Source organism: Nonomuraea sp. NPDC048826 (assembly GCF_043198225.1).
In the GTDB taxonomy this organism is placed as follows: Bacteria; Actinomycetota; Actinomycetes; order Streptosporangiales; family Streptosporangiaceae; genus Nonomuraea.
This window is the reverse complement of record NZ_JBICUQ010000009.1, coordinates 87,771-106,230: the sequence shown is the minus strand read 5'-3', so window position 1 is coordinate 106,230 and position 18,460 is coordinate 87,771. Positions and strand designations below refer to the sequence as shown.

The following is an 18,460-nucleotide window of genomic DNA, read 5'->3' as shown; positions in this document are numbered from 1 at the left end:
GCGAACACGGCCCGCGGGCGAATGGGGCCGGGCCGTGGATGAAGGGTGAGGTGGGCCGAGTGGGCATCAGGGTGCTGGTGGCTGATGATCATGCTGCCGTACGGACCGGGATCGTGTTGATCCTCGACGGGACCGATGACATCGAGGTGGTCGGGGAGGCGGCCGACGGGGTGGAGGCGGTCGCCATGGCGCGTGAGCTGCGGCCCGATGTGGTGCTGATGGACATCCGGATGCCTCGGATGGACGGCATCTCCGCTACTGCCGAGCTGGCGGGGATCACGGATGTACTGATCCTGACGACGTTCGACGTGGACGAGTACGTGTTCGGCGCGCTGCGGGCCGGGGCCGCGGGGTTCCTGTTGAAGAACACCGACGCCGACGCGCTGGTCGACGCGGTGCGGCTGGTGGCCGGCGGCGACGGGCTGATCTCGCCGGGGGTGACGCGTAAGTTGATCAGGGCGTTCGCGGAGCAGGCGCCGGTCCGGCGTGAGCCGTTGGATCCGAAGGCGTTGACCCCCCGGGAACGGGAGGTGCTGGCGTGCATCGGGCGCGGGCTGTCCAATGCGGAGATCGCCAAGGAGCTCGACATGGCGGAGGCGACGACGAAGACGCACGTCAGCCGGGTGCTCAACAAGCTGGGTCTGAAGAGCCGGGTGCAGGCGGCCATCTACTACTCAGAAGGGACATAGCGCCGTAAGGTGAGCGCCGTGAGCATGCCATCGACCCGATTGCCCCGGTCTGCCGGGTGTGGTCGCGGGGTCGGGTGGCGTTGGCCGCGCGCCGCGTACCCCGGGAGGCTGGGGTTGATGGTCGGCTGAGGGTTGCTGCCCGTCGTCCTGGCGGGGCGGCGCAGAGGGCGCGGCTCGGAGAGGTACGCCTGAACGTGAGCGGCAAGCGGGCGTCTACCGGCGAGTTCTAGCGTGCTCGCCGGTCGAGAGGGAGAGACATGACGACACCACCGGACGACCCCGACAAGCACGACCCGGGATCCGGCGACCCGGGCCACGCCAGGCCTGGGTCCGGCGATGCGGGTCACGCCAGGCCTGGGTCCGGCGATGCGGGTCAAGCCGGCTCTGGGGGCGGAGATTCGGGTCAGGGTCGGGAGGTGGTGCCGGGATCCGGCGACCCGGGCCAGGAGGGGCCGACCCGGAATTTCCGCAACGACCCACCCGGATGGGTCCCGCCCCAGGAGGGGCAAGGGCAGCCGGGGCCAACGCCTCCGCCTGGACCACCTCAGGGCTCCCCCAGGCCGGGCGCCAACCAAGGTCCACCCCAAGGGCCGCCGCCGGGCTCGCCGTGGCAGGGACCGCCGTACGGACCGCCGCCCGGGATGGGTGGACCGAGTGGAGTGGGTGGACCTCCCGGATCGCCTGGGGCGGGCGGGCCACAAAGCCCACCCAGGATGGGTGGCCCGCAAGGACCGCAAGGACCGCAAGGACCACCCGGACCGCCGCCCGGGGTGGGTGGCTGGGCACCACCCCCGCCCCCTCCCCCCTCCAAGGGCGAGAACGTCGGCATCACCGTCGGGATGGCGTTCGCCGGGTTGTCGATCTACAGCGTCATCAACCTCGTGCTCGCCTTCTTCATCTTCTTCGCGGCCATGAACAGCCCCGCCCAGAGCACTCCCCTGGTGATCGTCGGGACGGTCGCGCTGGTGGTCTGCGGGCTGGGGGCGGGCATCGGGCTGGTGCTGGTGCGTAAGCCGTGGACGCGGGGGCTCGGGATGGGGCTGATGATCGGCTGGGCGCTCTGGTCGATCTGCACGGCGGGCTTGTGCACCGGCCTGAACCCGGCCCTGTACGGCGCGTGACATGCCGCTGCACGAGATCTTCGTCGGCCTTGGCGTAGCGGTCGCCTCGGTGGTGTTCTTCCGGGAGGCCCGCCGCAGGGGCGCGCTCAGCGAGCAGTCGCTGGTGGCCGTCACCGGCGCGCTGGTCGGCGGCGCCATCGGCATGCGCCTGGCGGGCTGGCTGGAGACGCTGGACCTGCGGCATCTGTGGCTGTACGGGTCGCGCAGCGTGCTGGGCGGGCTGACCGGCGCGTACCTCGGGGTCCTGATCGCGAAGCGGATCATCGGCTACAAGGAGCGGACGGGTGACCTGTTCGCGCCGGCGGTGGCGCTGGGCATGGCCGTGGGCCGGATCGGCTGCCACCTGACCGAGGCGCCGGGCCGGCCGACCGGGCTGCCGTGGGGCGTCCACGCCCCGGCGAGCACGCCCGACTGTCCGGGGTGTCTGGCGGGCCAGGCGATGCATCCGTCGTTCCTGTACGAGATCGCCTTCCATCTGGCGGCGTTCGCGGCGCTGGTGTGGGCGCGCGAGCGGCTGACCCGGCCGGGTGAGCTGTTCACGCTGTATGTGGCGGGGTACGCGGGCTTCCGGTTCCTGGTGGAGTTCACCCGGGCGAACGACATCCTGTGGCTGGGGCTGACCGGTCCGCAGTGGTTCCTCCTGCCGGGGATGCTGCTGCTCGGGCTGAGGCTCGGCTATGGGTGGCGGCGCGGCTACTACCGAGCGCTCTTCGGACGAACGGTCACTACGATGCCCTCTTCAGGAGAAAGGCCATGACATGAGCACGGGGATGGGCCTCAGAGGCGACCGCATCGTCCGTTACGTGAACGCGTTCTGCCCCCACTGCCACGGCCGGGACCTCGACCGGGTCGAGCGGCTGAGCGGCTATCTGGCGGTGCGCGACGAACGGGTGTGGCTGGAGCGCGGCTGCCGGGAGCACGGGCTGGTGCGCACCCTCTACGACGAGGACCCGGAGATCCTGGCCTACCTGGAGGAGTGGACCGCTCCGACCAAGCAGCACGTGCCGGACGTGGCGGGCAACTTCGATCCGGTCCCTGCCGCGTACCTGAAGGGGTTGCCCGAGCTGCAGACGCAGCACACGTGCATCCTGCTGGAGGACATCGCGGAGGCGTGCAACCTGCGCTGCCCCACGTGCTTCGCCGACAGCTCGCCGGAGCTGAGCGGCGTGGTGCCGGTCGCCGAGGTGCTGGCGAACGTGGATCAGCGGCTGGCCAGGGAGAACGGCAAGCTTGACGTGCTCATGCTGAGCGGCGGCGAGCCGACGCTGCATCCGGAGCTGAAGACGCTGCTGCACGAACTGGCCCAGCGCCCGGTCACCCGCATCCTGATCAACACCAACGGCGTGCTGATCGCCCGCGACGACTCCCTGCTCGACCTGCTCACCGAGCATCGTGAGCGGGTGGAGGTCTACCTGCAGTACGACGGCTCCTCGGCGGAGGCGTCGCGCCACCACCGCGGCGGCGACCTGCGCAGGCTCAAGCAGCAGGCCGTGGAGCGGCTGTCGGAGCGGGAGATCTTCACCACGCTGGTGATGACGGCGGCGCTCGGCGTGAACGACGGCGAGATCGGCGACGTCGTCAAGCTGGCGCTCGACACCCCGTTCGTGGGCGGCGTGTCGTTGCAGCCGCAGTTCGGTTCGGGCAGGTCGGCGGCGATCGACCCGATGGACCGGCTGACCCACACGGGCGTGCTCAAGCGGCTCGGCCCGCAGACGGGCGGGCTGGTGACGTGGCGCGACCTGACCGCGCTGCCGTGCTCGCACCCGCACTGCTGCTCGGTCGGCTACCTCATCCGCGACGACTCCCAGCGGTGGCGTTCGCTGGTGGCGCTGATCGGCCACGACCGGCTCAAGGAGAACCTGGGCCTGGTCTCCAACCGCATCGCCGACACCGAGATCCCCCGCGAACTGCGCCTGGCGGTGCAGGAGTCGCTGCTCGGCCTGCTGTCGGAGCAGTCGTCGCTGTCGCACCCGCAGATCGGCGACCTGTGGCGCGACATCTGCGAGAACTGCGACCTGGGCGTCTCCACCCTGCTCACGCTGGCGTCGTCGGCGCTGCCCGGCCGGCGCAGGAAGCTGCGCCGGATGATGGGCGAGCGGGTGGTCCGGATCACGATCAAGCCGTTCATGGACATCTCGACGATGATCGAGGAGCGGCTCACGCAGTGCTGCGTGCACGTCGGCACGCGTGCGGACCAGGACCAGTGCGCGCCGTTCTGCGCCGTGCAGGCGTGGCCGCAGCTGTCGGCGCAGCGGCTGTCCGCGGTGGCGTCCGAGCCGCGGCTGCGGCTCCCGCTGGAGGTGATCACGTGATGGCGGAGAGCGCGCCGTACGATCCGCTCCGGTTGTGCGTGTACGCGACGATCGCGCTGCTCGCCTGGCTGTTCGGCCCGTGGGCACTGCTGGCCTTCGCCGGGCTCGGCTTCGCTGGCTACTGGAAGGCGCGGCGGGCCGGGTTGACCCGGAGCAAGTGCCTGCTCCGGGACACCCGGCTGGTCCTCGCCTATCTGGGGCTGCTGGGGGCGGTCGCGGTGGCGGCGATCGTGCTGTCGTTCACCTGACGGCGAGCAGGTTCAGCACGGTGAGCTCCCCACGGTCGCCCCAGTGGAAGACCGTGGGGCGAGGGACGCCGAACCCGAGCTCGGACCCGCCGCCGCTGAGCCCCGCGAACTTCCCGGTGTCCAGGTCGTAGACCGCGGTGGTGATCGTTCCCGAGGACAGCCGGCCGAACACGAACCGGTCGGCGAGCAGGCCGCGGAACGCCAGGAGCTCCAGTCCGGCCGGGAGCGGCCGCCGGTCCGACCCGTCGAGCCGCTGACGGAACGCGCCGTCGTCCGAGGTGCCCGCGCACCACCGGCTGCCGCAGACGAAGGCTTGCGCCCCGGAGGGCGCCGACGCCTCCACCGACCGGCCGGTCTCCAGATCGACCGTCCGCTCCTGTGCGTGCGGTTCGCCGGTCGGGTACGCGGCGGCCAGGGGCCACGACGTGAGGTGGAGGCCGTCGGTGCCGTCGATCTTCCGCGGTTCGCCACCGGTCAGCGGGAGCCGGTAGACACCGCCCTGCTCGATCGAGAACACGATGTGATCCCCGACGATGTCGAAGCCGTCCACCTGAGCGAATTCGCCGGTCAGGTGGGCGATGTGCTGCGTTTCGCCGCCGGTTCGCGGTACGTGCCAGAAATTGGCGAACGCGTCGTCGCCGGCGTCGGGTGACTCGCCCCACCAGACGATGTGCTTCTCCCCCGCTTTGACGTCCCGGAAGCCGTAGCCCGGCACCTTCGGCTTGGGCATGTCGCCGATCGTGCGGAACGTCCTGGTGCCGGTGTCGAACGCCTCCAGGCGGTCCAGCCCTCCGGCGGGCGCCGGTGCGCCCACCAGGATCTCGGTCGGGCCGAGCGCGGTGATCGGGAGGTAGTCGCGGCCGTCCACGGCCGTGCCGGGCATCGTGAACACCGCCTCCGGCCACACCTCGGCGACCGGCACGGCGACCGGCTCGGCGCTCCGGGTGACGGCCGGTCGCGCCTGCTCGTCCCTGTCGGACAGGACCGCCGTCGTACCCCCCGCCACCAGCACCACCGCCGCCGCCGCGGCCAGCGCCACCCGCAGCCGCTGCCCGCGCCGGCGCGCCCGGCGGCGGGCCGCCACCGCGGCCGCGAGCGTGGGCGCCGGCTCGGCGTGCTCCGCGGCGGTGCGCAGGGTGCGGATCAGGTCCTCTTGGCTTCTCATCGTGCCTCCTCCAGCGAGCGCATGACGCGGAGCTTGTCCAGCGCGCGGGCCGCCTGACTGCGTACGGTGCCGCGGGAGACACCGAGGATCTCCGCGATCTCCTCATCGGGAAGGTCCTCGTAGTAGCGCAGCACGAGCACGGCGCGCATCCGGCGGGGCAGCCGGGCCAGCTCGGCCCAGAGGTCGGCGTCGTCGTACCGGTCGAAGTCACCGCGTTCCGGCACCGCCGCCACCAGGTCCTCGCGGCGGCGGCGACGCCAGGCGTTGATGTGCTGCCGCACCATGATCGTGCGCACGTAGCCCTCGGGGCTGTCTTTCTTGCGTACGCGCGACCAGGCGTCGCCCAGCCGGGCCAGCGCCTCCTGCACGAGGTCGGCGGCGTCCTCGTTGCTGCCTGTCAGGACATAGCCGTACCGGAGGAGGGCGTCACCTCTGGCCCGGACGAACGCGTCGAACGAAGGGTCCACGAATCCAAGGACCGCCGGAGGGGCGGTCCTGTTGCATCACTCGGCGGGCACGTACAGGGAGAGGGTCTCGGCGACGCAGGCGGGGCGGCGTTCGCCCTCGACCTCGACCGTCATCTTGAGCGCGGCGAGATAGCCCGCGGGGGTGCCCTTGACGCTGGTCAGCTCGGCGACGGCGCGGACGCGCGAGCCGACCGGGACGGGGCGCGGGAAGCGGACCTTGTTGAGTCCGAAGTTGACGCCCATCTGGATGCCGTCGACGCGGATCAGCTCGAACATGAACGACGGCAGCAGCGACAGGCTCAGGTAGCCGTGCGCGATCGTGCCGCCGAACGGGCCCTCCTTGGCCCGCTCGACGTCGACGTGGATCCACTGGTGGTCGTCGGTGGCGTCGGCGAACGTGTCCACCCGGTCCTGGGTGATCGTGCGCCACTCGGTCGGGCCGAACGTCTCGCCGACGCCGTCCTTGAGCTCCTGGATGTTCGCGAAGGTCCGCATGAGGCCGAACGCTATTGGGCGGGCGGGACGGCTGCCAAGTTGAGCACCCGGTACTCGTCCGGCTTGTCATCGGGGGTGGTTCCCCAGTACAGGACCGTGGTGGGTTCGGACGAGGTGCCTCGGCCGTACCAGCTTCCTGAGCCGTCGAGCCTGCCCAGCTTGTCCGAGGCCAGGTCGTACACGCCGGAGGAGACGAGGAAGCGGTCGAGCGCTGGATAGGCGTGCATCCCGGGGGCGCCGGTCTTCCGCAGCCTCGGCGGGTCCGTGCCGTCGGCGCGGTGGATCAGCAGTCCGCCGTCGTCGTCGTGACCGTGACACCAGACGGGGCCGCACCTCCAGCCGCGGACGCCGGGTGGCGCGGCCGTGACCCGGGTCGTGCCGTCGGCGAGGTTCACCAGCCGGGTCTGGTTGCGCTCAATAGCCTCGGGACCTTTCGCGACATCGGAGGCCCACGGCCAGGCGATCAGATGGAGGTCGTCGCCGCCGGGGACGCGCTCCGGCTCGCCGCCTGTGAGCGGGACGCGCCACACGCCGCCGCCGCTCTCCGACCAGAGCACGTGGCCGTCGCCGATGGCGATCGCGTCGACGTCGGCGTCCCGGCCGGTGCGGGTGACGAGGAGCCTGGCCTCGCCCCCGGCCAGCGGCGCCGTCCAGATCTCGCGTACCCGGGTGCCGTCGGGTCTCTGACCGATGCCGGACCAGGCGACGTCGTCGGGACCCACGGTCGCGGACTGGGGGAAGTACTTCTTCAGGCCCTCGCCCTGGGGCACCCGGGTGACCACCCTGGTCGTCCTGGTCTTGCTGTCGTAGATCTCGAACGTGCCGGCCTTCTCGAACGAGGACTCGGCGGCGAGCAGCACCTCCGTGGCGTTGAGCGCGGTGACCGGGCGGTAGCGCCAACCGTCGGCGTTGGCTGCCGGCATCGTGAACAGCGCCTGCGGCCACAGTTCGGTCACCGTCGCCTGGTCGGGACTCAGCGGCTCCTGCTCGGTGGCCGGGGTGATGGTGACCGTGGTGGTGGCCGCGGGCCTCAGCGGCTCCTGCTCGGTGGCCGGGGTCATGGTGACCATGGTGGTTGCCGCGGGCCTCAGCCCGTCTTTGCTGTCGGGGCCGGAGCCCCTGGCCACCGCCGTGCCCGCGATCACCGTGATCACCGCCGCGGCGGCGAGGGCCGTGGCGCGCCGCCTGGTGCGCCGGCTGCGCAGCCGTGCGACGCCCGCCAGCAGGTCCATGTCGGGCGCGCCCGACGCGCCTTCGCGCAGAGCCGTGGTCAGCTCTTCCTCGGTTCGCATCCGTGCCTCCCTTCGAAGACGGCCGGTCGTACCCGGAGTGTTTTGAGCGCGCGGAACGCCTGGCTGCGGACGGTTCCGCGGGAGATGCCGAGGATGTCGGCGATCTCCTGGTCTGTCAGGTCCTCGTAGTAGCGGAGCACCAGCACGGTGCGCTGTCTGCGGGGCAGCGTGGCCAGCTCTTTCCACAGCTCACCGGTGGAGTGCGCGTCCGTGTGGGCGCGCTCGGGGATCTCACCGGTCAGCTGCTCGCGCCGCCGTCTGCGCCACCAGCTCACGTGCTGGCGCGCCATGATCATGCGGACGTACGCCTCAGGATTGTCCTTGTTGCGTACGCGCCGCCAGGCGTCGCCCAGCTTGAGCAGCGACTCCTGTACGAGATCGGCGGCGTCGTCGGCGTTGCCGGTGAGCACGTGGCCGTAGCGCAGCAGGGCCGGCCCGCGGGCACGGACGAATTCCTCGAACTCCACACTTCCATGACGCACGGGAAAGCCGGGCTGTTGCGAAGATCTTTACCTGAAATCATCGCCCACGTGTTCGAGTCCGCGCTACAGTCGTAGCAGCGGCAATCGAACAGAGGTTCGGCCTGATGAGAGGGGGTGTGTCCGGTGACAGTGCTCGCAATGCCCCCTGCGCGGACACGCCGTTGCACTTTCTTCCCGAATCTAAGACGGCCGCTATATGGCCCAATAAAGTCGGAGAGCGTGGACCCTGTGCGCAATCCCTACGCCCCCGGAGCCGGTCAGCGTCCGCCGGAGCTCGCCGGGCGCGACCGTGAGCTGCAGCAGTTCGAGGTCGTGCTGGAGCGGGTGGCCCGCGGGCGGCCCGAGCGCAGCATGGTCGTCACCGGCCTGCGCGGGGTGGGCAAGACCGTGCTGCTCAACACGTTCCGTTCGATGGCCATCCAGCGGCTGTGGGGCACCGGCAAGATCGAGGCCAGGCCCGAGCAGTCGATCCGCAGGCCCGTCGCCGCCGCCCTCCACATGGCGATCCGCGAGCTGGCGCCGCGCCACCGCGCCCCCGAGCGCATCGAGGAGTTCCTCGGCGTGCTGAAGGCGTTCGCGATGCGCGACCCGTCCGCGGCCAAGGGCACGTCCCACTGGTCCCCCGGCATCGAGGTGCCGGCCGCTCGCGGCCGCGCAGACTCCGGCGACCTGGAGATCGACCTCACCGAGCTGTTCGTCGACGCCGCCGGCGTGGCGACCGACCTGGGCGTGGGCATCGCGCTGTTCATCGACGAGATGCAGGACGTCCAGCCCGCCGACATCTCCGCCCTGTGCGCCGCCTGCCACGAGCTGTCCCAGACCGGCGGTCCGCTGATCGTGGTCGGGGCCGGGCTGCCGCATCTGCCGAGCGTGCTGTCGGCCAGCAAGAGCTATTCCGAGCGGCTGTTCCGCTACGCGCGCATCGACAAGCTCGACCGCGAGGCCGCCGACCTGGCGCTCATCCTCCCGGCCCGCGAGGAGGACGTGGAGTTCACCCGGGAGGCGCTCGACGCCCTCTACGACGCGGCCGACGGCTATCCCTACTTCGTGCAGGCCTACGGCAAGGTCGCGTGGGACCTCGCGCCGCGCAGCCCGATCACGCTCGACGACGTCCGGGTCTCGGCGCCCGAGGCCGAGGAGGAGCTGGCCGTGGGCTTCTTCGGCAGCCGCTACGAACGCGCGACCCCCGCCGAGCGCGACTACATGCGGGCCATGGCCGAGATCGGCGACGAGCCCGTGGCCACCGCCGAGGTGGCGGAGGCGCTGGGCCGCAAGCCGTCGAGCCTGTCTCCGGCCCGCGACAGCCTGATCAAGAAGGGTCTGATCTACAGCGCCGAACGCGGGCTGATCGCGTTCACCGTGCCGCATTTCGGGAGGTTCCTGCGTGCCCAACCCATCTAGACGGCACCCCTAGTCCTCTATTGGGTTGTCTAGAGGGGAAGCTAGATAGCCCAATAGAGTTAAATCGTCATGCCCGTCGAGGGAAATCTAGCCCTCTCTAGCGTCAGGCCGATACTGGCGTATACGAGGGCAGAGGCTCGCTGTCCGCCTCCACCACCGCCATCCTCACGGCGGGGCGGCGGCCGGCCATGAAGACGGCGAACACCACGTCGTCCTGCGCGTGGTTCTTGAAGACGAAGAACCGCCAGCACAGCTCGCGCCAGCTGTCGTAGGGCTCGGGCGAGACCAGCTGCGCCCGTTGGGCGCGCCAGGTGCCGCTCGCCCGCAGCCGCGCCAGCACGACCCCCTCGGCGGGCCCGCGGCGCTGCTCGCACGGCGCCCGGTGCCGGGCCCGCTCGATCAGCTCGTCGATCTCGGGCGAGAGCACGGCCAGCAGCACCAGCCCGGCCAGCACGAACTCCCACGACGGCCGGGTGAACGCCACCCAGCCGGGCACCGGCGCCCACACCGTGAGCCCGGCCATGCCGGTCAGCACCATGGTCCTGGCGATCGACCGTACGCCGACCGGAGCCGAGCTGACCTCGCCGAAGCACCCGCATCCCGCGTCCGGCCGGCGCCTGCGCAGCTCCAGCAGCACGTACGTGGACATGGCGAAGAACGCGACCGTCGCCCAGCGGAAGATCGGGTGCGTGGTGAGCAGCAGCCCGCCCGCGAGCACCAGCTCACCGGCGGCGCACACGAGCAGCGCCGGGACCCGGAACCTGCCGGGCACCAGCACGGCCGGTCCGAGGTTGGCCAGCGCGTTCGGCTCCCTGCCGGACCGTATGACCATGACCTTCGCCGCCGTGCCGAGGCACAGCAGGACGATCAGGACCGGCAGCTGCGATGCCAGCACGTCCCTCACCCCAATCCGATCTGCGCGTTGAAACAGCCCTTGACCAAGTCTCCGCCGAGTTCCACGTACGTGAGCGGCGACAGTTCGGCGATGCGGCCGCGCGGCGAGGTGTCGCACTCGACGCAGCGGTCGCAGAAGCGCCCGGCCACGCAGCCGCACGCGACGATCGGCACGTTCGCCGAGCGGCCGGTGCACACGTTGTGCACCTGCAGCAGCGACCCGATCGCGAGGTACGGCAGGCCCGCGCACGACACCCCGGCGTCCGGGCAGCCGGCGTCCGACCGCTCCACCATGGGGTAGGCCGCGCCCCGCTCGTCCTCGTCGAAGGCGTCGGCCCAGGTGACGGTGCCGGAGATGCGGGCGGTCGTGCCGCCGTAGGAGGGCGGCGGCGCCGGGACCGACCGGGCCGGATACCCGGGCTGGGAGGTGGCGGGCAGCATGGCCAGCGTCGTCCCGTCCTTCCTGACCCCGATCGCGTCGAACAGGTAGCCCGGCTCGAACTGGGGATGGCGCACCCGTAGCCGGCCGGTGGCGCGGTACGGGATGAGGATGGTCCGGCGGCCCCGGTGCGGCCCGCAGTCGAGCTCGACGGACACGTCCTTGCGGCCTTCGACGGCCACGATCGTGCCGGTGACGCGGATCGTGTCGGCCCAGATGTGCTCGACGACGCGGCCCTCGCGCGTACGCATGACGACCCTGGCCCCGACGGGCAGGTCGGCGGGCGCGACGTCGCCGCCGTGCCAGGCCTTCGCCCACGGCGCGATGACCAGCCGCTCTCCCGTGCCCTCGGGTGTCTCGACGAGGATGAGGTGCGGGCTGACGTCGCGGATCTGGCCGGTGACCGCGCGGATCGGCTCACCCTCGGGTCCCGGCCCGGGGACTCCCGGCTCGCGGCCCAGCACGGCGGCGGCCAGCACCCGCCGGCGGTCAACGCTCGGATACGCCATGGCTAATAGGGTCACACGGCCGGATGAGAGGTCGCGCCGTATGCCGCAGACAAGAGCAAAATACGCATCCCCCGGTGAAGGAGATGACATCCGGCGTCGAACAATCCGCCACCGCTCTTGACGGATCTTTATCGTCGGTGGGCCGAAACCTGAATTGCGGTTCAGCCTGATCGGCCCTCTGGCCTGCGATTCTGACCACAATGCAGACGGCCGGGGTGGAAGAGGAGTTCCGTGCGTACGTGCGAGCGCGCGGTCCGGCGCTGCTCCGTGCCGCCAAACAGCTCACCGGACACCCGCTCGACGCGGAGGATCTGCTGCAGAGCGCGCTGACCAAGACATATCTGGCCTGGGACCGCATCCAGGACAGGGCCGCACTAGACGGGTACGTGCGGCGAGCCATGGTCAACATCAACATCTCGCAGTGGCGACGGCGGAAGCTGGAAGAATACCCCTCGGACGAGCTGCCCGAGGTGGCCTGCGCGGCAGAGGCGGCCTGCGGCGAGGTGCACGAGCGGCTGGAGCAGGCGCTCCAGGGGCTGCCCGACCGCATGCGTGCCGCGATCGTGCTGCGTTACTACGAGGACATGACCGAGCCGGAGATCGCCACGAGACTGGGCATCAGCGTGGGCACGGTGAAGAGCACGGTGTCGCGGGCGATGGCCAAGCTCAGGACCGAACTGACGTCACTTCGGCACCCGCTGTAGCACACGGCCGCACGACGCTCCTGATCTTGCGGAGCGTGGTCAGGAACGCCTCCAGCTCGTCCGAGCCGAGCAGGCCGGTGAACACCTCGTCGACGTCGGCCAGATGCTGGGGCAGCACCTCGTCCAGCTTGTCGAGCCCGGCCGGGGTGAGGGTGGCGTACGAGGCGCGGCGATCGGTGGCACACGCCTCGCGGATGACCAGGCCGTCACGTTCCAAACGGTCGACGACGCGGGTCACCCCACTGGTGGACAGGCCGGTCTGAGCGGCCAGGTCGGTCATGCGCAGCGCGTGCCGGGGCGAACGACCGAGCCTGATCAGCGTCTCGAAGTCGATCTCCGACAGCCCGGCGGCGTTGAACACCGGTTGCATCCGGGCCGTCAGTCCCGCGTACACCTCCGACAGCAGCCCTATGGCCGTCAGCCGGGGGTCGTTCATGTTGGTCACGTCCATACTGTAGATGACGTTAGTTGACGACGGGAATATTCCTCGTGTAGATGTTTGTTGTCGCAACTGTCCGCACAACAAACACTCTTCCTGAGGGAACTCTGATGACCACTCGTACCTGGAACGGCCTGACCATCCCCACCCCGGGCACCTACGCCCTCGACGTCGCCCACACCACCCTCGGGTTCGTCGTCAAGCACATGATGGTCAGCAAGGTCCGCGGCAACTTCTCCGACTTCTCCGGCACCATCACGGTTGCCGAGGACCTCCTCCAGTCGGCCGCCGAGCTCACGATCAAGACCGAGAGCATCAGCACCGGCGTCGCCGACCGTGACGGCCACCTGCGCAGCGACGACTTCCTGTCCGTAGAGAAGTTCCCCGAGATCACCTTCAAGAGCAAGAGCGTCGTGGCGGCCGGCGGCGACGAGTTCACCGTGGTCGGCGACCTCACCATCCGCGACATCACCAAGGAAGTCGAGCTCAAGGTCGAGTACGGCGGCGCCGGCACCAACCCGTGGGGCCAGCCCGTGTGGGGCTTCTCGATCACCACCGAGTTCGACCGCGAGGACTTCGGCCTGACCTGGAACCAGGCCCTGGAGACCGGCGGCGTCCTGGTCGGCAAGACCGTCAAGATCGAGATCGAGGGCGAGGCCAACCCGGCCGCCTGACGATCCACAGTTATCCACAGCCTTGAGCCCGCCCCCCACCAGGGGCGGGCCCTTTTCCACAGCCCGTTACCCACAGGCTGTGGATGACTTGCCGGTGGCACGCAGGGCAATCGCTTTGCCGCCTGGGCCGAAGGCCGGTACGCTAACCCTGGCCACCCGGCTACCAGGAGGATTCGCCTAGTCAGGTCTATGGCGCCGCACTGCTAATGCGGTTTGGGTTTACCGCCCATCCGGGGTTCAAATCCCCGATCCTCCGCACGTCAAAGGCCCTTTTCCCAAGTACGGGGAGAGGGCCTTTTTGATCTCTGTAGGCGTCAGGGTTGCAGTTTGGGTTGCAGTTGGCCTCAGGGTGATCCCCAGAGGGCGGCACCCATGCGTTCGCTGGCGTCCTTCATCTGGAGGGTCGCCACGTGGGTGTAGCGCTCGGTGGTGGTGACCCGAGTGTGGCCGAGAATCTCCTGTACGACGCGGATGTGGACGCCCTGCTCTATCAACAGGGTCGCCGCGGTGTGCCTCGCGTCGTGGACCCTTGCGTCCCGAACGCCGGCCTGCTTGAGCATGGACTTCCACTGCTTCCAATCCTCCGTACGCTCGATCGGGCCGCCGAGCTTCGTTGTGAAGACCAGATCGTGATCGGTCCACCTGTCTCCAGCCCTAAGCCGTTCCGCGGCCTGGAGCTTCTTGTGTGCGCGTAGGAGGGCGAGAAGAGCCGGAGGGCACTGGAGCGTGAGCCTGCTCTTGCCCTTGCGCTGCCGAAAGACGAGACCTCCGCCGGTGCGCTTCGGGCACTTGTCGGCGTGGCTCGTGCAGTCCTTCGGGCAGGGGCGCTTGCAGCAGCGGTGAGCACGCTTCTTACACGTTGGCGTGCAGTCGCTTTCGTGCCGGTGTTCCTTGCAATTCTTCCTGCACGCCTTGCGGTGCCACTTCTCTCCGCAGGCGTGCGGATCGCCGCAGCCGTGCTGCCATTCTGACCGCTGGATCTGGAACCACGCCCGCACCTCTCCGGTTTCCAGGTTGATGTACGACCAGCGGAGTCCAAGAGCCTCGCCCTGACGAATGCCGAGAGCGAGGGCGACCGACCACCGCGCGCCGTTCCTCTTGGTCTTGGCGATGTCGAGGATGCGCCGTGCCTCTTCCCCGGTCAGCGGTTCGATCTCCGTCGTGGTGGCGGACGGAGCGTCGACCAGCGTGGCCACATTGCGAGCGATGCGGCCCCGCCGAACGGCGATCGTGAGAGCACGGGACAAGATCCGGTGTACCTTGAGCACGCTGCTGGAGGAGAGGCCCTCTTCCAGCATCGTCGTGTACGCGGTATCGAGGTGCTCGGGCGTGAGCCGGTCCAGGCGGTGCTTCCCGAGGAGCGGCACGATCCAATTCCTTGTCTTGGATCGGTAGTCCGTCAGCGTGCGAGGCGCCATCTTGTCCGAGAGGACCAGGCGCTCACAGATCACGTCGAGGAACTCCGCCATCCACTCGGCGACGGTCGGAGCGCGGCCCGCCTTGCTCACCCGGCCTGACTCTCGCTGGTTCTCCAAGTCACGAACCTTGCGCGTCACCTCCGCCTCAGTCTTGCCCTTGCGGTGGCGGCGATCAGGCGACCCATCCGGCTTGATGCCGACCGTCACCCAGCCGTGCCACAGGCCGTCCTTGCCGAGGAAGATGGACGAGCGGCCGTTCGGCTTTCTACCGGTCATCACGCCACCTCCATGGACGCCTGAGCCTCAAGGGCGTGGGCGTAGTCCACGAGAGCGGCGGCCGGGATCAGCCGATAGCCGTTGTGCTTGATCGATCGGAGTTCACCCGACTTGATCAGCCGGAACACGGCCGTGCGGCTCATACCGAGGACAGCCGCCGCGTCCTTGGGGCGGTAGAACAAGGGATCCATCAGGCCGCCTCCTCCCGAGTTGCCGAATGATCTTGTCCGGTGGCTCTGGCCTCCAGGTCTCTGAGGTGTGCTCGCCAGCGTTGGCGTTCGGCCACGGTGCGCAGGAGACGTACGGCGAGGGGAGGCACGTTGGCGTCTCCGGCCGGGACGGGCCGCCAGATGTAGCGGTGTGACTCGGTCGGTTCGTCGGCCTGGCCGAGGGCCTCCATGACCCAGGTGCGGCGGTCCTGCCTGTGCTCGGCGAGGGTCTTGTTGCTCCACTTACGGGACACCAGGACGCGACGCCCGGCGTAGCCGAGGTGTTCGGGCTTGTGCGCCTTGGAGCGGCACCGGCCGGGAGCCATCCCGGCCTTGGCGTTCTTGGGCTGGACGCCGTAGCGGAGCCAGTTCGGGCAGGTCGGCGAGCAGGGCTCGTACCGCAGGGCATCGACCATGCGGGCGGCATGGTCGCGCTGGGCCTGGCCTCCGTCGAGGCTCTCGCCGATGGACTTGGTCAGGTACTTGGACAGGTACCGGATGCACTGGTCGGCGTCCGGGGTTCCGGCGAGGACACCTTGCACGTCCACCTGTTCGCCGAAGCGCAGCACGTGGAGAGGTTCGGCGTCCTCGTCCAGGGCGTCGAGGGCCTCGTCCCAGGTGGGCAGGACCTCGCCGGTGGTCGGGTCGAGGTAGCCGGCCTGCTCGTCCCAGACGGGCAGGTGGTCACCGTCGAAGCGCACCTCGTCAGCCGGTGGCCACCACACCTGGTGATAGGTGGCCGCGGCTATCTGCTTGATCTCCGCACGCGGGAGGGTGCCCCGGATGGCCATGTGCAGGTGCGGGGCGAGCCGCTTCTGAGGCTCCACAGCCGCGAAGTACTGCACGTCATAGCCCGCGACCCGGCGAAGGTTCTGCACGAAGCGGTCCACGAGCTTGGAGAAGTGCAGCGCGTCCCGAGCGGCGCGCCGGTAGTCGTAGGCGTCGGGGTCGAGTGGTACGCCGTCGCGGACCTTGCCGTAGCTGGGCAGAGTGAGCGTGACGAACAGCGACGGCCGGTAGACCTTGCCGTCCGGGCTGGTGAACGTCCGGCCGAGCGTCGTGTTGGCCATCTTCCGCTTGGGAAGGTCCGGGGCATCCTGCCGCCGCCGGGTCGATCGGGTGCGCTTGGGAACCGCGGATCCAGTGACGCTGCCCCGCATACCTGCGGCGTTGATCTCGTCATCCAGGCCGGACAGGACAGCGTCCAGGTCGGTCGTGTCGTCGCCAGCCTGCTCGGCGGCGTCGCGCTTGGCCTGCATATCGGCGCGGAACTCGACCAGCCAGCGCTGTTCCTCGTTCGGGTCGTCCGGCGTGATGGCCGGTTCGGCGTCGAGGTGCCAGCCCTCGCGGCATTGAGCCATGCGGAGCTGGCGATTGCGCTTGGCGCAGGATGGACACTTGCTGTCCAGGGTGGAGCCGCACGGTACATCGATGATCTCGGATTTGCCAGTGACGATGTCGAGTCGCCGCAGCGGGATGGGGCTGATGCAGACCCCGTGCTGCTTGGCGACCTCTACGAGCACGTCCCGGGCCATCGGCATGGCCTGGCGGACGGCCCGGGGCAGTGCACGGTCGTGCGGATGGGTCATGCGGTACTCCCTTCGTCGGTGGTCTCGGTCATCGCGGCGCAGAGCCGGTAGTGCTTTTGGGCGGAGTAGGCGTGGATGCGGGGGTGGTGGAGCTCGAAGACTCGCATTCGTGGCAGGTCACGGGCGGTCAGCAGGACCAGCAGCGGACGGCCTGCGACCAGGCTGATTTCGTCGGCGGTGCCGTGAAAGCAGATTTTCACGCGGCCTCCCCATGCGGCGCGTAGGCGTCGACCATGGCGCGGATGTCGTGATCGGAGACGTAGGCGGCGCGGACCCGGACAGGTTCGGGGCTGGCTTCCAGCCGGACGTAGCCGACGCCCGCGCCCAGCTCCGGAACCGGTGAGATGTGGTCGGCGAGCGCGCCGCGATCACGTGCACCGTCGCCGAGGACCATGTCCACCTGTTCCGACTCGTCCAGCCGCAGGGCGATCTTGTCGGGGAACAGGTTGCGGATGTTCATGACCTCTTTGCGCGGGTCCTGAAGCGCGGCCAGGACGCCGACGCCCACCGCGCGGCCTTGCGTGGTCAGCGTGGCCAGTGCGGCGGAGACGCGCTGCCGGAGCTGCCGGTCCGACTGGTAGGCGGTCAGGAACGCCACCTCGTCCACCACGACCAGGATGAACGGATCATCGATGGTGGGTATGTGGGAGCGCTGGAGACCGGCGAAACGAGCCGCACGCTTCTGCATGACGCAGACTGCCTCCTCCAGCAGGTCGGCGCACTCTTCCGGAGTCGCCGCGTACCGGGGGCCGAACAGGGCGCGCCCGTAGGACAGCTCCATCAGCTTGGGGTCCAGAGCCCACAGCTCGACCAGTCCGGCACGGACGGCGGGGAGGAGGGAGCGGATGACGGACCAGATGATCGACCCCTTGCCGGCCCCGGTCGCACCCGCGACGAGGACATGCGTGCCGTGCACCTTGAGCCGCCACGGCTGCCCGTCCTCACCCCGGCCGATCTCGACCGGTCCCACGGTCGGCTCCTCCGGTACGGCGAGCGCGGACAGGGGCGAGGCGAGTGGATCGCTGCGTGGGAAGGTCAGCGTCAGCCGACCGGCCCGGGACAGCGCCACCCGGCACGACTTCGCACCGAAGCCCTGGGCCAGGTGGTCGAGGCGATCGGACCAGTCCTTGACCGCTTGGCCCTTGAGCATGCGCACGGTGACCAGGTCGGCCCACGAGGTGCAGGTGACCTTGCCGAGGATGGGCAGGTAGTCGCGGCCCCGTACGTGGCGGCCGAGACCGGAGACGATCATGACGGGTTGCCAGTGACGGCGGTAGATCCAGACGAGTCGCCACCAGGCCAGCAGCCGGTAGCCGACCAGGCGGGCGAAGGACGGGCGGTCGAGGAACGCCCACGAGATCAGGGCCAGAACGACTGTCCCGGACAGAGAGGCCGCCAACGGCCAGCCGTAGACGTACCAGAGAGCGCCGAAGGCCACCGGGACGGCGGCCGCGATGGGGTGACGCCAGACCGTACGGACGAGCCCGGCGAGCATGCGCCCGGCGAGGATGACGATGGTGAGGATGGCAGGAGTGGTGACCACGGCCGGACGGAAGACAACGGCCGTGTCGGGCGTGGTGGAGACGAGGTTACGCGCCTCGTCGCCAGGCAGCCGCTTGAACATAAGCTGGGAACCT

General features: G+C 69.7%; 21 protein-coding genes and 1 tRNA gene. 9 read left to right on the top strand and 13 right to left on the bottom strand.

The genetic code is table 11. From position 1 onward, the window contains the following. Positions 1-38: 38 nt before the first annotated feature. The 5 genes from ACGFI7_RS31080 (at position 39) to ACGFI7_RS31060 (ending at position 4,370) form a co-directional block, all read left to right on the top strand. On the top strand, positions 39-689 hold the full coding sequence (locus ACGFI7_RS31080; RefSeq protein WP_393410756.1) for a response regulator: 651 nt from the start codon (positions 39-41) through the stop codon (positions 687-689). 839 nt (positions 690-1,528) lie between these two features. Then, positions 1,529-1,810 carry a hypothetical protein gene (locus tag ACGFI7_RS31075; protein WP_393410754.1) on the top strand — a complete coding sequence of 94 codons (282 nt, stop codon included), beginning with the start codon at positions 1,529-1,531 and terminating at the stop codon, positions 1,808-1,810. 1 nt (position 1,811) lies between these two features. Next, positions 1,812-2,567, top strand: a complete 756-nt coding sequence (locus tag ACGFI7_RS31070) for a prolipoprotein diacylglyceryl transferase (protein WP_393410752.1) — start codon at positions 1,812-1,814, stop codon at positions 2,565-2,567. A gap of 1 nt (position 2,568) precedes the next feature. Continuing rightward, entirely contained in the window at positions 2,569-4,122 is a 1,554-nt protein-coding gene (locus ACGFI7_RS31065; RefSeq protein ID WP_393410750.1) for a radical SAM protein, read from the top strand. Then, the gene (locus ACGFI7_RS31060) at positions 4,122-4,370 is read left to right on the top strand and encodes a hypothetical protein (protein ID WP_393410748.1); all 249 of its coding nucleotides are present in this window, start codon (positions 4,122-4,124) and stop codon (positions 4,368-4,370) included. Before ACGFI7_RS31065 ends, ACGFI7_RS31060 begins: the two co-directional genes overlap by 1 nt. On the opposite strand, the gene ACGFI7_RS31055 is transcribed toward ACGFI7_RS31060, so the two are convergent. Genes ACGFI7_RS31055 through ACGFI7_RS31035 form a run of 5 tightly spaced genes read right to left on the bottom strand, consistent with a single transcriptional unit; the run spans position 4,363 to position 8,256 of the window. Further along, entirely contained in the window at positions 4,363-5,535 is a 1,173-nt protein-coding gene (locus ACGFI7_RS31055; RefSeq protein ID WP_393410746.1) for a hypothetical protein, read from the bottom strand. The genes ACGFI7_RS31060 and ACGFI7_RS31055 overlap by 8 nt on opposite strands. After that, a complete protein-coding gene (locus ACGFI7_RS31050) occupies positions 5,532-6,002 on the bottom strand; it encodes a SigE family RNA polymerase sigma factor (RefSeq protein WP_393410744.1) in 471 nt (156 codons plus the stop codon). Before ACGFI7_RS31050 ends, ACGFI7_RS31055 begins: the two co-directional genes overlap by 4 nt. 36 nt (positions 6,003-6,038) lie before the next feature. Then, positions 6,039-6,497 carry a MaoC family dehydratase gene (locus tag ACGFI7_RS31045; protein ID WP_393410742.1) on the bottom strand — a complete coding sequence of 153 codons (459 nt, stop codon included), beginning with the start codon at positions 6,495-6,497 and terminating at the stop codon, positions 6,039-6,041. 11 nt (positions 6,498-6,508) lie between these two features. Continuing rightward, positions 6,509-7,789, bottom strand: coding sequence for a hypothetical protein (locus ACGFI7_RS31040; protein WP_393410740.1), 1,281 nt, complete (start codon positions 7,787-7,789; stop codon positions 6,509-6,511). After that, positions 7,768-8,256 carry a SigE family RNA polymerase sigma factor gene (locus ACGFI7_RS31035; protein ID WP_393410738.1) on the bottom strand — a complete coding sequence of 163 codons (489 nt, stop codon included), beginning with the start codon at positions 8,254-8,256 and terminating at the stop codon, positions 7,768-7,770. The genes ACGFI7_RS31040 and ACGFI7_RS31035 overlap by 22 nt, the downstream gene beginning before the upstream one ends. Positions 8,257-8,490: 234 nt before the next feature. Here ACGFI7_RS31035 and ACGFI7_RS31030 point away from each other — a divergent pair, with 234 nt between their 5' ends. After that, positions 8,491-9,672 carry an AAA family ATPase gene (locus ACGFI7_RS31030; RefSeq protein ID WP_393410736.1) on the top strand — a complete coding sequence of 394 codons (1,182 nt, stop codon included), beginning with the start codon at positions 8,491-8,493 and terminating at the stop codon, positions 9,670-9,672. 103 nt (positions 9,673-9,775) lie between these two features. Here ACGFI7_RS31030 and ACGFI7_RS31025 read toward each other — a convergent pair whose 3' ends face one another. Together ACGFI7_RS31025 and ACGFI7_RS31020 are read right to left on the bottom strand one after the other, a co-directional pair. Then, positions 9,776-10,567 (bottom strand): MauE/DoxX family redox-associated membrane protein, encoded by a 792-nt coding sequence (locus ACGFI7_RS31025; protein ID WP_393410734.1) that lies wholly within the window; start codon positions 10,565-10,567, stop codon positions 9,776-9,778. Between the two features lie 5 nt (positions 10,568-10,572). Continuing rightward, positions 10,573-11,514, bottom strand: a complete 942-nt coding sequence (locus tag ACGFI7_RS31020; RefSeq protein WP_393410732.1) for a hypothetical protein — start codon at positions 11,512-11,514, stop codon at positions 10,573-10,575. A 200-nt stretch (positions 11,515-11,714) separates the two neighbouring features. On the opposite strand from ACGFI7_RS31020, the gene ACGFI7_RS31015 reads away from it, so the two are divergent. Beyond that, positions 11,715-12,218 (top strand): SigE family RNA polymerase sigma factor, encoded by a 504-nt coding sequence (locus ACGFI7_RS31015; protein WP_393410730.1) that lies wholly within the window; start codon positions 11,715-11,717, stop codon positions 12,216-12,218. Here ACGFI7_RS31015 and ACGFI7_RS31010 read toward each other — a convergent pair. After that, a complete protein-coding gene (locus ACGFI7_RS31010; protein ID WP_393410728.1) occupies positions 12,181-12,669 on the bottom strand; it encodes a MarR family winged helix-turn-helix transcriptional regulator in 489 nt (162 codons plus the stop codon). The genes ACGFI7_RS31015 and ACGFI7_RS31010 overlap by 38 nt on opposite strands. A 98-nt stretch (positions 12,670-12,767) precedes the next feature. On the opposite strand from ACGFI7_RS31010, the gene ACGFI7_RS31005 reads away from it, so the two are divergent. Both ACGFI7_RS31005 and ACGFI7_RS31000 read left to right on the top strand, forming a co-directional pair. After that, positions 12,768-13,331: a YceI family protein gene (locus tag ACGFI7_RS31005; protein WP_393410726.1), complete on the top strand. Its 564-nt coding sequence runs from the start codon at positions 12,768-12,770 to the stop codon at positions 13,329-13,331. Positions 13,332-13,497: 166 nt separating this feature from the next. Next, a tRNA-Ser gene (locus ACGFI7_RS31000) sits at positions 13,498-13,587 on the top strand. Between the two features lie 88 nt (positions 13,588-13,675). Here the strand turns inward: ACGFI7_RS31000 and ACGFI7_RS30995 are convergent. From ACGFI7_RS30995 to ACGFI7_RS30975, 5 genes are read right to left on the bottom strand one after another with little or no spacing between them, the layout of a single operon-like run. Continuing rightward, positions 13,676-15,025, bottom strand: coding sequence for a tyrosine-type recombinase/integrase (locus ACGFI7_RS30995; protein WP_393410724.1), 1,350 nt, complete (start codon positions 15,023-15,025; stop codon positions 13,676-13,678). Then, positions 15,025-15,216 (bottom strand): helix-turn-helix domain-containing protein, encoded by a 192-nt coding sequence (locus ACGFI7_RS30990; protein ID WP_393410722.1) that lies wholly within the window; start codon positions 15,214-15,216, stop codon positions 15,025-15,027. Before ACGFI7_RS30990 ends, ACGFI7_RS30995 begins: the two co-directional genes overlap by 1 nt. Further along, the gene (locus tag ACGFI7_RS30985; protein WP_393410720.1) at positions 15,216-16,823 is read right to left on the bottom strand and encodes a replication initiator; all 1,608 of its coding nucleotides are present in this window, start codon (positions 16,821-16,823) and stop codon (positions 15,216-15,218) included. Before ACGFI7_RS30985 ends, ACGFI7_RS30990 begins: the two co-directional genes overlap by 1 nt. Next, the gene (locus ACGFI7_RS30980; protein WP_393410718.1) at positions 16,820-17,023 is read right to left on the bottom strand and encodes a hypothetical protein; all 204 of its coding nucleotides are present in this window, start codon (positions 17,021-17,023) and stop codon (positions 16,820-16,822) included. The genes ACGFI7_RS30985 and ACGFI7_RS30980 overlap by 4 nt, the downstream gene beginning before the upstream one ends. After that, the gene (locus ACGFI7_RS30975; RefSeq protein ID WP_393410716.1) at positions 17,020-18,447 is read right to left on the bottom strand and encodes an FtsK/SpoIIIE domain-containing protein; all 1,428 of its coding nucleotides are present in this window, start codon (positions 18,445-18,447) and stop codon (positions 17,020-17,022) included. The genes ACGFI7_RS30980 and ACGFI7_RS30975 overlap by 4 nt, the downstream gene beginning before the upstream one ends. Positions 18,448-18,460: the final 13 nt, after the last annotated feature.

Bases quoted from the DNA above. Each gene is read 5' to 3' on its own strand.
- ACGFI7_RS30975 (WP_393410716.1), bottom strand. From the start codon at position 18,447: ATGTTCAAGCGGCTGCCTGGCGACGAGGCGCGTAACCTCGTCTCCACC.
- ACGFI7_RS31070 (WP_393410752.1), top strand. From the start codon at position 1,812: ATGCCGCTGCACGAGATCTTCGTCGGCCTTGGCGTAGCGGTCGCCTCG.
- ACGFI7_RS31045 (WP_393410742.1), bottom strand. From the start codon at position 6,497: ATGCGGACCTTCGCGAACATCCAGGAGCTCAAGGACGGCGTCGGCGAG.
- ACGFI7_RS31020 (WP_393410732.1), bottom strand. From the start codon at position 11,514: ATGGCGTATCCGAGCGTTGACCGCCGGCGGGTGCTGGCCGCCGCCGTG.
- ACGFI7_RS31010 (WP_393410728.1), bottom strand. From the start codon at position 12,669: ATGGACGTGACCAACATGAACGACCCCCGGCTGACGGCCATAGGGCTG.
- ACGFI7_RS31080 (WP_393410756.1), top strand. From the start codon at position 39: ATGAAGGGTGAGGTGGGCCGAGTGGGCATCAGGGTGCTGGTGGCTGAT.
- ACGFI7_RS31040 (WP_393410740.1), bottom strand. From the start codon at position 7,789: ATGCGAACCGAGGAAGAGCTGACCACGGCTCTGCGCGAAGGCGCGTCG.
- ACGFI7_RS31060 (WP_393410748.1), top strand. From the start codon at position 4,122: ATGGCGGAGAGCGCGCCGTACGATCCGCTCCGGTTGTGCGTGTACGCG.
- ACGFI7_RS30985 (WP_393410720.1), bottom strand. From the start codon at position 16,823: ATGACCCATCCGCACGACCGTGCACTGCCCCGGGCCGTCCGCCAGGCC.
- ACGFI7_RS30990 (WP_393410722.1), bottom strand. From the start codon at position 15,216: ATGGATCCCTTGTTCTACCGCCCCAAGGACGCGGCGGCTGTCCTCGGT.
- ACGFI7_RS30995 (WP_393410724.1), bottom strand. From the start codon at position 15,025: ATGACCGGTAGAAAGCCGAACGGCCGCTCGTCCATCTTCCTCGGCAAG.
- ACGFI7_RS31075 (WP_393410754.1), top strand. From the start codon at position 1,529: ATGGCGTTCGCCGGGTTGTCGATCTACAGCGTCATCAACCTCGTGCTC.
- ACGFI7_RS31065 (WP_393410750.1), top strand. From the start codon at position 2,569: ATGAGCACGGGGATGGGCCTCAGAGGCGACCGCATCGTCCGTTACGTG.
- ACGFI7_RS31055 (WP_393410746.1), bottom strand. From the start codon at position 5,535: ATGAGAAGCCAAGAGGACCTGATCCGCACCCTGCGCACCGCCGCGGAG.
- ACGFI7_RS31015 (WP_393410730.1), top strand. From the start codon at position 11,715: ATGCAGACGGCCGGGGTGGAAGAGGAGTTCCGTGCGTACGTGCGAGCG.
- ACGFI7_RS31005 (WP_393410726.1), top strand. From the start codon at position 12,768: ATGACCACTCGTACCTGGAACGGCCTGACCATCCCCACCCCGGGCACC.